Source organism: Azospirillum formosense, from assembly GCF_013340925.1.
GTDB lineage: Bacteria > Pseudomonadota > Alphaproteobacteria > Azospirillales > Azospirillaceae > Azospirillum > Azospirillum formosense.
Genome location: NZ_WHOR01000188.1, coordinates 1 through 11,339, shown reverse-complemented (window position 1 = coordinate 11,339; position 11,339 = coordinate 1). Strand labels below are relative to the sequence as shown.

Genomic DNA, 11,339 nt, shown 5'->3' with positions numbered 1-11,339 from the left:
GGTGGCGGCTCCGTGATCCCCGTGTCGGTCGTGGTGATGACCCGCGACGAGGCGGAAAACCTTCCCCGCTGTCTTCCTGCGCTGGAGCGTTTCGCCGAACGCTTCGTGGTGGACAGCGGCAGCACCGATGGAACGCCGGCCATCGCCGAGGCGGCGGGCGCGCGGGTCGTGCCCTTTCGGTGGGACGGGCGGTACCCGAAGAAGAAGCAATGGTGCCTGGACCGACTGCCGTTCCGTCAGGATTGGGTTCTGTTCGTCGATGCGGACGAGCGGCTCGGCGACGCGCTGGTGGACGAGATCGCCGCGCTGATGACCGTGGGGCCGCGGCATGCCGGGTATTTCATCGATGGTCATCCGGTGTTCTTGGGCCGGCGCCTGCGCTTCGGCGCGCGCAACCGGAAACTCGCCCTGTTCGACCGGCGGAAGGCACATTTCCCGACCGTGCCCGACCTCGACGTCGCCACCATGTGGGAGGTCGAGGGCCATTACCAGCCGGTGATCGCCGGCACCGTCGGACGGCTGCACCACGGCCTGGACCATGCTGACGACAAGCCGGTCGCGGCGTGGTTCGACCGGCACGCCCGTTACGCCGACTGGGAAGCGGCGCTGCGGTCCGATGGGCGGATGACGAGTCTGATCGCTCGGGAATCCGGTGTGCGCCGATGGCTCAAGACTTTGTTCGGCGTGGTGCCGGCCCGTCCGCTCCTGGTCTTTCTCTACGGGTATGTTTGGCGCCTGGGCTTCCTGGACGGGGGTCCAGGGTTCCAACACGCTCTGGCGCGGGCCTTTTACTACTGGCAGATCGGCGTAAAGATCGCGGACGCGAGGCGGCGTGCCGGGCCTCCCGCGTCCACCGACGACTGAGGGTCGGACGACGGTGCCGTGCCTTACACCGCCTCGTCCAGAGCGCGCTCACCGCCCAGCGCCTTGAGAAGGTCGAAGGTGCGCTTGCGCACGGAGGAGTCTTCGATCCGGTAATAGGCCCGGACCAGTTCCAAGGTCTCTCGACGGGCCATCGACTCGAACTCTTCCGTTTCGGAAGGCGGAAGGTCGGGCGACGGCGTGGCGATGTGCTCCGGCGACGGCATGTCCTCGAAGAAGTAGCTGACCGGGACGCCCAGAACCTGTGACAGGTTGAAAAGGCGGCTGGCGCTGATTCGGTTGGACCCGCGCTCGTACTTCTGAAGCTGTTGGAAGGTGATGCCCACCGCCTCGCCCAGTTTCTCCTGGCTCAGGCCGAGCAGGGTCCGGCGCAGGCGCAGCCGGGCGCCGACATGGATGTCGATCGGATTGGGACCCTCGCCACGGCGTGACAGCGTGTGGGCGGGTGATAGTTTGGATTTCGTGGCACTCATAATAGACCCTCAGTATGGAGGTGGTTGTCGCCACCAGGGAAATTGGTTAGTTCCAAAAGTAAATTCTATGCAACTTTTCGTGCGCATCAACAGCTAGATGCGTGATTCAGTCGTCGAAGCTTATGAAAGAAACGATCGTTCATTTGATGAGAAACGATATTTCGTGTAAAGCCATGGAATGGTCTGGCGCAGGGTAAGGGCAAGCCATTGTAATCCCCATAATGTTGCGTTGGCGGTCCGGCCCAGCCCAAGCACCTCGCGTCGGATGATCGCTTGCTCCCGCCGGCCGCGCGCCGGGTCCTGCCGGGACCGCCCGCCAGGGGCGAATATGCATACCGGAAGTGGCAAGCGGTAAGCCGGCCCCCCCTGCTTAAGGACCGTCAAAGTCAACGCATAGTCGGCCGCCAGCGCGTGGCGCAGATCAAATCGGACACGGGACAAGGCAGCCAACCGATAGACCATGGCTTGGTGATGCGTGAACATGCCCAACAGGGCGCGGCGGTGCGAGCGCGCCGGCTTCACGACCAGCCGCCCGCCGGGAAGCTCCTCCAGCGCGTCCCCGTAGAACAGATCGGCATCCGGACTTGCGTCCAGGATGGGAAGAAGCCGCTCCAGCACCCGGTCATCGGCCAGCCGGTCGCCGGCGTTGAGGAACAGGACGTGGCTGCACGGATAGCCGCAGGAGAATGACCGTTCGGCAACGGCATCCAGCGCGACGTTCATGGCGTCGTACAGGCCATGGTCTGGCGACGAGCGCCACCAGACCGCCTCGTCGCCATGGCGGGCCAGCCAGCGGGCCGTCCCGTCGTTGGATGCGCCGTCCGCCACGAACCAGTCGTAGGCCGCCATGGTCTGGGCGCGCAGGCTGGCGCGTGTGGCGAGAAGGCCGGGCAGGTCGTCGCGGACGACGGTGACCACGGCCAACCGGACCGCTCCCGCTTCACTCATCACTCGGAGATCACGGCGATGGCCGCCGCCGAGATGGCGAGTTGGCCGAGGATGGTGCCCATGTTCTTGGAGAACTCCATCAGATCGAATGGCTTCGGGTCGCGCGGCACCACAATGGATGAGCCGGGCGGGATCGCCGTGACGGTGTGGTTCCAGGAGGAGAGGGACAGCGGCTGCGCCCTCCCGTCCGGCAGAACCAGGAAGATGCGGGCGTCGTCGGCGTTGCGGCTCGCGCCACCCGCCTCCCGGAGGTAGGCTTCGGCGGTCTTGCCGCTGACGAACTGCGCGGCGGTCGGATGAAGCACCTCGCCGGTCACGGTGACGGTGAGGGGACGTTTCGGAATCAGTATGCGGTCGTCCGGTTCCAGCAGCACGTCCAGTTCGGGCCGCTGGCGCAGCACCAGCGGGTCGGCCTCGACGACGATGCGGCCCAGCGGCTCCACCCCGCGCAGCTGGGTCGCGAGCTGCCGGGCGAGACCGACCACATCCGAGCGCGCGGCCTCGCCCTTCTCGACCTCCTGCACCATCCAGCGCTCCAGGTCGCGGGCCTGCTGGTCGAACCAGGCGCGCTCGCGCTTGCGCTCGCTGTCGCGCAGGAAACTGGCTCCGGCGGGGTAGGCTTCCTCCGTCAGGCCGCCGGCCCGGTCGATCAGCGACGACAGCGTCTCGCCGCGCGCGACGTCGTAGGCACCGGGGCGGCGCACCGCGCCGGAGATGGTGACCGCCCGTGCCTCCAGCGCCTGGGGAATGGGGTTGACGCGCAGGCTGTCGCCCGGATGCAGCGCCGTCCGGGCCGTCGCGCCGTCGCGCAGGTCCAGGCGGCGGCGCTGCCCGGTGGCGGTGGTGACCTCCAGGCTGGCGAGGTCGGCGGTCGCGGCGGGGCCGCCGGCGGTTGCCAGAAGGGCTTCGACGGTCGCCATTTCCGCCACGGGATAGGTGCCGGGGGTTCGCACGGCGCCCCGCACCTGCACCCCGCGTTCCCTCACCAACTCCGCGATCTCGCCAGGAAGCGGCGGTTCGGAGTCGGGTGCTTCGGGGGCGGGTAGTCCGGCGGTGGGTAATCCGGCGGCAGGTGGTCCGGCACCAACTGCTCCGGCACCAACTGCTCCGGTGGCGGTCGGCGGCGCCTCGGGCTTGTGTTCCTTGTCCGGGGACCTGGTCAGCGCAAGCACCTCGGTGGTGGAGAGCAGGCGCACCCGATCGCCGTCGGAGAGCGCGCGGTTGGCCTGTCCGGAGGCCACCTCCTGCGGCGAGAACGGAATCAATCGATGGACGAGGGTGCGGCGATCGAAGCGCTCGATCACGCCCAGCAGGGGATAGACGTCCCGTGTCAGCGCATCGCCGCCGGTCAGCGCGTCGCGCAGCGTGGCACCCCCGGCCAGGGGGCGGACGCCGGGGCGGCGGGCATGGCCGGTCAACTCATAGACCGGCTCGTCGGGTTCCACGATGGTCCCCGCCGCCGGACGGCTTTGTGAGGCTCCGCCGAAGGGGGGCGCGTAAGCGCCGGACTCCGGCCCGCCCGCGGCAAGCGCCAGCTCCGCGGCACTGCCCCGTCCGGCGGAAGGATAGAAGCCGGGGCGGGGGACACCGCCCATCAGCAGGGTGGAATGCTCCAGCGCGAAGACGAGCAGGTCGGGAACGGTTTCGAACAGGGGCGGGCAGGGTGTGCGTCCACCGGTCAGCCGCGCCGCCGCCCGCGCCTGCGGACCGTTGGCGAGCGGCCCGTCCGGCCGGGCCGTCAGGGCGCGGGCCAGGATCACAAGGCCGCGGCACGCATTCCGGGCTGGCTCGCGCGCGCCGCGCAGAAGCTCCAGCACCGGTTCGGAGGTCAGGAAGTCCACATCGTCCGCGCCCAGCACATAAAGAACATCGTTCTCGGCAAGGGGGCGACGGTCACGGCCGCCAAGCACGGCCCCCAAATCGACCGGCTGCAGGACGCGCGTGCGGTTGCCCGGATGGATGGAGGCGAGCACCGCGAAGGGCAGATAGGGGGCCGGCCCCAGATCGGCCGCCGAAACCAGGGCCCCGATGGTCGGAGCCCGGTCCAACGCCCGGGCGCCGGGGCGCAGGACATGGCCGTCCAGCCGCAGGTCGCCGCGCCGATCCTCCCGGCGGGGCGCCAGCAGCAGCAGGTCGCCGTCGCCCAGTTGGGCGTTGTCCGTGTCGGGCAGTTCCTCCGCCCGCTCCTCGCCGTTCGGACCGATGGCGTAGCGAAGCACCCGATGCGCACCGGGCCGCAGAAGGCCCCCGGCCATCTCCCGCGCCACGGCGATCGGCAGACGGTTCTCGCCGGGGGGAAGCTCGTAAACGCCGGGGCGTTTCAGCGGACCGGCGAGCGCCACCGTGGGGCCGAGCGGCGGCACGAAGACGCGGTCGCCGTCGCGCAACCGGATGCCCGCGTTCGCGCCGTCCCCGGTCATGAACAGGTCGTACAGGTCGATGGGCAACCCACTCGACGGGGTATTGGCCGCAGTGTGCGCATGAAACAGCCGGATGCGGCGGAGCGAGCCGCCGCGGGTGACGCCGCCGGCGGCGGTCAACGCATCGATCAGCGTGGCGAAGGCACCGACCTCCTGCCGGCCCGGACGCGCCACGGCGCCGGTCACCAGCACGCCGATCCGCCGGATTTCAGTCACCGAGACGTACACCTCGGTGTCCGGAAAGGAGGCCGTCACGGCGTCGGCCAGTTGGACGCGCAATTCCGCCAGGGTCAGCCCCTGGGCCACGACGGGCCGCACATCGTCAACGGTCAGCAGCCCCGCCCCGTCGACGAGGTGGCGCTTGCTGGCGGATTTCTGGCCGCGCAGGGACACCAGAAGTTCGTCGCCCGGACCCAGCGTGTAGTCCGCCTGCACACCACCCGCTCCGTCCCGCCGCGGCGGTTCCTCGCCGAACTGGTCGTAGCCGAACTGGAGAAGGACGGAGCCCGCCCGTTCGCTGTAGGAGGCCTCGATCGGAGACAGGGAATCCGGACCGGGAACCGGCCGGGTGGCGGCGGCGCGAAGCGTCGGATTCGCCTGTGAGGGTTGCGCCGTAGTGCGGGCGTGGAGCACCGGGGATGCCGGCTCCGCCGCCGATACGGCGAGCGCCCAGACCATCAGAGCCGTCAACGTCACGAAATGGGCGAGAATTCTGCGCGCGGTTTCACACATCGATGGTGCCGGCACCGTGGTCATGGTCCGAATTGGCCGCAAAAGCCGGATTCAATGAATACTAATGCGTGCATATCCCGGAAAAGGCAACGGCCAAGCTGCGTTGCCGTGCCGTCATGCTGCGTGTAGACTGACGGTCATTGCGTGGAGCGCGCAGGAGCCGCTGCTCATGGTTGCCGGTGTCACGTCGAATGGCGTTTATGGCTGGCCGCCCTTGCGGTCCGGCCCGTCCGCGCGTGACCGGACCCCTGACGGTGCCGAAACCGCCGATCAGGACACGATTCGGAAAAGCGCGGACCAGAACGCCGCAGGCCAGCCAGGCGCGCTGACCGACGATCAGCAGCGGCAGGTTCAGGAACTCAAGCGTATCGATGCCAGCGTTCGCCAGCACGAGGCGGCGCATCAGGCGGCGGGCGGGCCTCACGCGGGTGGTGCCTCCTTCACCTTCACCCGTGGGCCGGACGGCAAGAACTACGCGACCGCCGGCGAAGTGCAGGTGGACGTCAGCGCGGAAAGCGACCCGGAAGCCACCGCGCGTAAGATGGACACGGTCAAGGCGGCGGCCTTGGCGCCGTCCGATCCCTCGGCGCAGGATCTTCGCGTCGCCCAGCAGGCCGATGCTGCCAAGATGCAGGCGCAGCAGGAGCTGCGGCGGAAAGGGTCGGAGCCGGGTTCGCCCGATGGGGAGGGCGGTGGAAAGGACGGCGCGTCGCCAAGCGACACAGCCGCGCCGGCGTTGGCGGCGCGCGGTGCCGCGGCTTATGCGTCGGCCTTCGGCATCGGCCGGCGGACCGGCACCGCCGGCGTCATGGTCTGACGCCGGACGGTCCGGTTCCGATGCTCAGCGGCGGACGGGGGACTCGCCGTCAAGGGTCAGCAGCGGGCCGTACAACTCCGGCCGGCGGTCGCGGAAAATGCCCCAGGACGCGCGCTGGGCGGCGATGCGGTCGAGGTCGAAGCTGGCGGTCAGGACCGTCTCGCTCTCCCGGTCGGCCTGCGCGACCAGTTCCCCGGTCGGTCCGGCGATGAAGGAGGATCCGTAGAAGGTGATCCCGCAGGTCTCGCCCTCCTCCCGGCCGATGCGGTTGGAGGCGACCAGCGGCATCAGGTTGGCTCCGGCATGGCCCTGCATGACCCGCGTCCAGTGGGCTTGGCTGTCCAGGGAACCGTCCTGGGGCTCGGACCCGATGGCGGTGGGGTAAAACAGGATTTCCGCGCCCTTCAGCGCCATGGCGCGGGCCGTTTCCGGGAACCACTGGTCCCAGCAGATCGCGCAGCCGATGGCGGCATAGCGGGTCTTGTAGACCTGGAAGCCGGTGTCTCCGGGGTTGAAATAGTATTTTTCCTGGTAGCCGGGGCCATCCGGGATGTGGGTCTTGCGGTAGACGCCGAGGACCGTTCCGTCCGCGTCAATCATCGCCAGCGAGTTGTAATAGGCGTTCCGCGCACGCTCGAAGAAACTGGTGGGGATGACCACGGACAGTTCACGGGCGAGCGCGCTCATCCGCGCGATCACCGGGTGATCCTCGACCGGGTGGGCGAGGGCGAACAATTCCTGTTTCTGGTCCTTGCAGAAATAGGGGGTCTCGAACAGCTCCTGGGGCAGGATGATCTGCGCGCCGCGCGCCGCCGCGTCGCGCACGAGGCGTTCGACGCCGTTCACGTTGGCGTCGCGGTCCCAACCGCAGGCCATCTGGGTCGCCGCGACGGTGACGGTGCGTCCGGTGGTGGGGCGCATAAGCTGGTGCTCCTGTGCTTTTGCGTGATGCCGTGCCGTGTTAATGGGCGGATGGGCAGGCGTGCAACCTCATCCCCGCCCTGTCACAAACCTTTCAGAGTCATCCACGTTTCAGGGTGGAGCAAGCTTCTTGCCTGACCGCAGCCGGCGATCGGGCGCAGAACCCGCAAGTCATACGCATAAATATGAAAAATTCTCTCCAAGGGTCGCGCGTCGGTTACGCGGCATATTATTGCATGCACCAGAAATTTTAATCCGCAATTGCTTTGCGATTTTTCCGAGAGAAGATATGATCGGGCAAGTTGATTTCGTCCGCTGCACCGCACCACGGCCTGACGGACGCCTGCCGAGAGATCGTTGTCATGGTTGGGCGTTTCAAGAGACAGCAAGCCACACTCGCCGCGACTCAAGGGGCCGAGACACAAGGGGCCGATACACAAGGAGAGGATGCCGGCGCGCTCCCCCAGTCCGCCATGACTTTGCCGCGGGCCGTGCGGGAGGTGCATCGCGCCATCGCGCGGGCGCTGCAGATCCGCATCGCCGACCACGGAGTCAGCATGGGGCAGTGGTATTTTCTTCGCGCCCTGTGGGAGGAGGACGGGCTGACCCAGCGCGAACTGAGCCAGCGGGTCGGCATGATGGAACCCACCACGGTGAGCGCGTTGAACAATCTGGAACGCTGCGATCTCGTCCAGCGGGTGCGCAACCCGCACGACCGGCGCAAGGTGAACATCTACCTGACGCCGAGGGGTAAGGCGCTGCGGGCCGACATCCTGCCCGGGGTGGAGGAGATCGAGGAAGCCGCCACCCGGGGCATCGCGCCGCGTGAACTGGAACTGACCGTCAGCGTTCTGCGCCGCGTGTCCGCCAACCTCGGCGGATTGCCGTCCGTCGGTGGGGACGACGAGTTGGGATAACGGGCGCGTGGCGACCGAACGTCCCGCTCGTTGGTCGCTCCAGTCAGTCGTCCGGATCGGGGGGCGGCGGCAGGCTTGCGCCGGTCAGGTTGGCGTTGGTGAAGCGCGCGTCGCGAATGTTCGCGTCGCTGAGGATCGCTCCGGTCAGGTCGGTGCCGGTGAAGTCGCAGCCTGCCAGGTTCGCCCCACGCATGTTGGTCCGGACGCAGGAGGCTCCGGTGAAGTTGCTGCCGGTCAAATTCGCCGCCCAAAGCCGCCCGGTCGGCTTGCCGTCCGGACCTTTGATATCGACCCAACCGATGCCCGCCCCATCGAACCGGGCGCCGGACAGGTTGGTGCCGCGAAGCGTCGCCCCGTCGAGGATCGCGCCGCTGAAATCGCTGCCGGTCAGGTCGGCGGCGGAGATGTCGCACATGATGAGCAGTGAATCGCGCATCTTGGCGCTGACCAGCCGCACGCCGCGCAGGTTGGCGCCCGACAGGTTCACGCCGTGGAGGTCGATGTGCGACAGATCCGCCCCGCTGAGGTCGGCGCGCGACCCCATGGCGCCGTTGGTGTTGATCCAGGTGTAATGATTGTGCAGCGCCTCCTGGATCTGGATCGAGAAATTCTCGGCGGAGCGCGCCATGTTGGCGCCGGTGGTGTCCGCCCCGGCAAGGTCCGTTCCCTCCATCTTCGCGCCCTGGAGATCGGCGTTGCGCAGGTTGGCGCCGGCCAGCACGGCGCCGTTCAGGTTGGCGTCGCGCAAAATGGCGCCCTGGAGGTTGACCCCGGAGAGGTTGCAGCCGCGCAGATCGGCGCGGGCGAGGTTGCAGTTCTTCATGGTGGAGCGCATCAGCGTCGCTCCCGCCATCAGCGCGCCTTCGCAATCCGCCCCGTTCATCGACACATCGGTCAGGTCGGCGCCGGACAGGTTGGCGTTCGACATCATCGCGTCGTCCATGTCACTGCCGGACAAGTCGGACCGCACGAAATCCAGCCCCTTGCCGCCGTTCGCCCCATTCCCGCCATACAGCAGAGCGCCGCCGCGCAGGTCGGCTTCCTTCAGGATCGCCCGCTTCAGCTTGGCGCCGCGCATGTGGGCGCCGCGCAGATCCGCCCGGTAGAGATTGCAGCCGGTCAGGTCGGCCTTGGTCAGATGGGCGGCGAACAGGTCGGCGTGGCTGAGATTCGCGTTGGACAGGTCGCAATGGGCCATGTTGGCGCCCGACAGCTTGCCCTGAGTCAGCTCCACCCCGGCGAGATTCGATCCCTCCAGGTTGGTCATGGTCAGGTTGGCGCGATTGCCGCCCGACCGGTTCTTCAGCCAACGCTCGTGCTTTTCCAGCACGGCGACCAACTCATGTGGCGTCATGACCCCGTCCGACGATCGGCCCGCTCCCGGCGCGATGCGGGGGATGGGCGCGGTTACTCCAGCGCGTTAGCAGTGTCATAAGATAATCTGGTTTAATTGTTAACATGCTGTTCCGTTGCCCGGCGCGATGCTGCGCCGAACCGATGCGGCGTGGTGAGGAAACAAGGGAAAGAGGCTCGGAATGACCGGCGGACATACGGTGGCGGCTTTCGATGCCGAACTGGCGCGCCTGCACCAGATCATCGTGACCATGGGACGACGGGTGGAAGAACAGTTCGCCGCCGCGCTGGAAGCCATTGCAGAGCGGGACGCCGGCAAGGCCTCACGGGTGATCGAGGCCGACGCCGAGATCGACCGTTTGGAACTTGAGCTGGAAGCGCTGAGCGTGCGGCTGCTGGCCTTGCGTCAGCCCATGGCGAAGGATTTGCGCGACATCGTGTCGGCGCTCAAGATCGCCTCGAATCTGGAGCGTATGGGCGATTTCGCGAGTTCGGTGGCCAAGCGCGCGGTTACCCTGGCGGATCTGCCGGTTGAGCCACCCGTCGCGTCGCTGTCCTGGATGGGCGAGACGGTGCTCGGCATGATCCGCGACGTGATTGCGGCCTATGACGGTCAGGATGCCGAGCGCGCGTTGGCCGTCCGCAACCGGGACGGCCAGGTCGATGCGGCCTACACCAGCCTGTTCCGTGAGTTTCTGACATACATGATGGAGTCGCCGGCACAGATCACCGGCTGCACCCACCTGCTGTTCGTGGCGAAGGCCATCGAGCGGGCTGGGGATCACGCCACGAACGTGGCCGAAAACATCTGTTACATCGTGCAAGGACGGCTGCCGTCCGAGGAACGGACCAAGGGCGACCTCAGCAGCTTCACCGTGGTCGAGAAGCGGTAACGGCGCCTGCGGCGCGCCCCTGGGAACGATCAACGAGCCCCAGCAGGGCCGTGGCGTCTCAATGCTTGGGACGCCAACCGGTGCCGTCCGGTTCGTAACGTCGCCGGACCGCGGCCCAGGCGACCTTATGGGCCAACAACTCGCGCTGCATGGCATGGCGAGCCTCCGGTGACCGGCAGCCCTGCCAGGTGTGATTGAAGGCCGAACGGTAAATATCCTGCGCAGGCGGCGGCAGGCATCGCTTCACCGATTCGGGCAGCTCGGTGTTCTTGCGGAAGGTCATGGGGCGTTCCTCCGGCTTATGATTGCCTTGTTGCCGCCATTATAGCCGCTATTCCAATGAAGGCCGTAGGGCTTTTTCCAGTGGCGATGGAGGTAGGCGGCGCCGGCGGACGACCTAGGCCGAACGTCCAGGGCATAAAAAAGCCCTTCCCCAGGTCATGGGGAAGGGCTTTTCGGTAACCCAAGCAACGTTGCGAAGACCCGTTCTGATGGCCCGGTCTTACGGTGTGCGGCGTGCGGTGCGGTGCGCCGGGATCGGAATGGGCCGGAGCGCCTGCTCTTCGCGTCGGCTGGCGGACATGTCGATCTCGATCCGGGCCAGCGCCTTGCGCAGCTCGTGCACCGCTTCCGACAGCGTCTGGATCGACGCTTCGCCCGGCTGTTGGCGCCAGCCGCGGTAGGCGTTCAGGCAGCCGCGCGCGGTGTCGCGCAGCCGCGCCTCGACGGCATCGACCGGCGGAGGGTTGGTGCCGGCCGGCCGGCTTCCGTCCGCTGCGGCGGGCTGGGAGGCGGGCTGGGTGGGCGCCGGTGCCGGTTGGGCAGCAGCCGGTTGAGCCGGGGCCGGGTGGGAAGCCGGCTGCGGGTCCGGCCGGATGAGGCGCAACGGCGCGGTCTGAGCCGGGGCGGGCGGCGGGGGCGGGGGGGGGGGGGGGGCCGCGACCGGCGGTGGCCGGGGAGGCGCGGGTTGAATGGGCGTGGCA

Annotated in this window: 11 protein-coding genes; 4 read left to right on the top strand and 7 right to left on the bottom strand. The window is 67.9% G+C overall.

Annotated elements, in window-relative coordinates; genetic code table 11:
* Positions 1 to 864: glycosyltransferase family 2 protein (locus tag GBZ26_RS20750; RefSeq protein ID WP_247884857.1), on the top strand; the 864-nt coding region annotated here is incomplete at its 5' end.
* 23 nt (positions 865 to 887) lie between these two features.
* Here GBZ26_RS20750 and GBZ26_RS20745 read toward each other — a convergent pair.
* From GBZ26_RS20745 to GBZ26_RS20735, 3 genes are all read right to left on the bottom strand, one after another.
* Positions 888 to 1,355 (bottom strand): helix-turn-helix domain-containing protein, encoded by a 468-nt coding sequence (locus tag GBZ26_RS20745; RefSeq protein WP_145626568.1) that lies wholly within the window; start codon positions 1,353 to 1,355, stop codon positions 888 to 890.
* A 120-nt stretch (positions 1,356 to 1,475) separates the two neighbouring features.
* Complete coding sequence (locus GBZ26_RS20740; RefSeq protein WP_425514930.1) at positions 1,476 to 2,273, bottom strand: glycosyltransferase family protein; 798 nt, start codon at positions 2,271 to 2,273, stop codon at positions 1,476 to 1,478.
* 29 nt (positions 2,274 to 2,302) lie between these two features.
* On the bottom strand, positions 2,303 to 5,419 hold the full coding sequence (locus GBZ26_RS20735) for an SLBB domain-containing protein (protein WP_343207197.1): 3,117 nt from the start codon (positions 5,417 to 5,419) through the stop codon (positions 2,303 to 2,305).
* A 205-nt stretch (positions 5,420 to 5,624) separates the two neighbouring features.
* Here GBZ26_RS20735 and GBZ26_RS20730 point away from each other — a divergent pair, with 205 nt between their 5' ends.
* On the top strand, positions 5,625 to 6,272 hold the full coding sequence (locus GBZ26_RS20730; RefSeq protein ID WP_174440466.1) for a putative metalloprotease CJM1_0395 family protein: 648 nt from the start codon (positions 5,625 to 5,627) through the stop codon (positions 6,270 to 6,272).
* Between the two features lie 24 nt (positions 6,273 to 6,296).
* Here the strand turns inward: GBZ26_RS20730 and aguB are convergent, their stop codons facing one another.
* Positions 6,297 to 7,193, bottom strand: a complete 897-nt coding sequence (aguB, locus tag GBZ26_RS20725; protein WP_174440465.1) for an N-carbamoylputrescine amidase — start codon at positions 7,191 to 7,193, stop codon at positions 6,297 to 6,299.
* A 473-nt stretch (positions 7,194 to 7,666) separates the two neighbouring features.
* On the opposite strand from aguB, the gene GBZ26_RS20720 reads away from it, so the two are divergent.
* A complete protein-coding gene (locus GBZ26_RS20720) occupies positions 7,667 to 8,110 on the top strand; it encodes a MarR family winged helix-turn-helix transcriptional regulator (RefSeq protein WP_246653598.1) in 444 nt (147 codons plus the stop codon).
* A 43-nt stretch (positions 8,111 to 8,153) separates the two neighbouring features.
* On the opposite strand, the gene GBZ26_RS20715 is transcribed toward GBZ26_RS20720, so the two are convergent.
* Complete coding sequence (locus tag GBZ26_RS20715) at positions 8,154 to 9,464, bottom strand: pentapeptide repeat-containing protein (protein WP_174440463.1); 1,311 nt, start codon at positions 9,462 to 9,464, stop codon at positions 8,154 to 8,156.
* Positions 9,465 to 9,645: 181 nt separating this feature from the next.
* On the opposite strand from GBZ26_RS20715, the gene phoU reads away from it, so the two are divergent.
* On the top strand, positions 9,646 to 10,356 hold the full coding sequence (gene phoU / locus GBZ26_RS20710) for a phosphate signaling complex protein PhoU (RefSeq protein ID WP_174440462.1): 711 nt from the start codon (positions 9,646 to 9,648) through the stop codon (positions 10,354 to 10,356).
* A gap of 58 nt (positions 10,357 to 10,414) precedes the next feature.
* Here the strand turns inward: phoU and GBZ26_RS20705 are convergent, their stop codons facing one another.
* On the bottom strand, positions 10,415 to 10,639 hold the full coding sequence (locus GBZ26_RS20705; protein ID WP_174440461.1) for a ChaB family protein: 225 nt from the start codon (positions 10,637 to 10,639) through the stop codon (positions 10,415 to 10,417).
* Positions 10,640 to 10,858: 219 nt separating this feature from the next.
* Positions 10,859 to 11,242, bottom strand: a complete 384-nt coding sequence (locus tag GBZ26_RS20700) for a hypothetical protein (protein ID WP_211104870.1) — start codon at positions 11,240 to 11,242, stop codon at positions 10,859 to 10,861.
* Between the last annotated feature and the right edge of the window lie 97 nt (positions 11,243 to 11,339).

Excerpts from the sequence above, each read along its gene's own strand:
- GBZ26_RS20730 (WP_174440466.1), top strand. The coding sequence starts at position 5,625 with ATGGTTGCCGGTGTCACGTCGAATGGCGTTTATGGCTGGCCGCCCTTG.
- GBZ26_RS20705 (WP_174440461.1), bottom strand. The coding sequence starts at position 10,639 with ATGACCTTCCGCAAGAACACCGAGCTGCCCGAATCGGTGAAGCGATGC.
- aguB (WP_174440465.1), bottom strand. The coding sequence starts at position 7,193 with ATGCGCCCCACCACCGGACGCACCGTCACCGTCGCGGCGACCCAGATG.
- GBZ26_RS20720 (WP_246653598.1), top strand. The coding sequence starts at position 7,667 with ATGACTTTGCCGCGGGCCGTGCGGGAGGTGCATCGCGCCATCGCGCGG.
- phoU (WP_174440462.1), top strand. The coding sequence starts at position 9,646 with ATGACCGGCGGACATACGGTGGCGGCTTTCGATGCCGAACTGGCGCGC.
- GBZ26_RS20745 (WP_145626568.1), bottom strand. The coding sequence starts at position 1,355 with ATGAGTGCCACGAAATCCAAACTATCACCCGCCCACACGCTGTCACGC.
- GBZ26_RS20715 (WP_174440463.1), bottom strand. The coding sequence starts at position 9,464 with ATGACGCCACATGAGTTGGTCGCCGTGCTGGAAAAGCACGAGCGTTGG.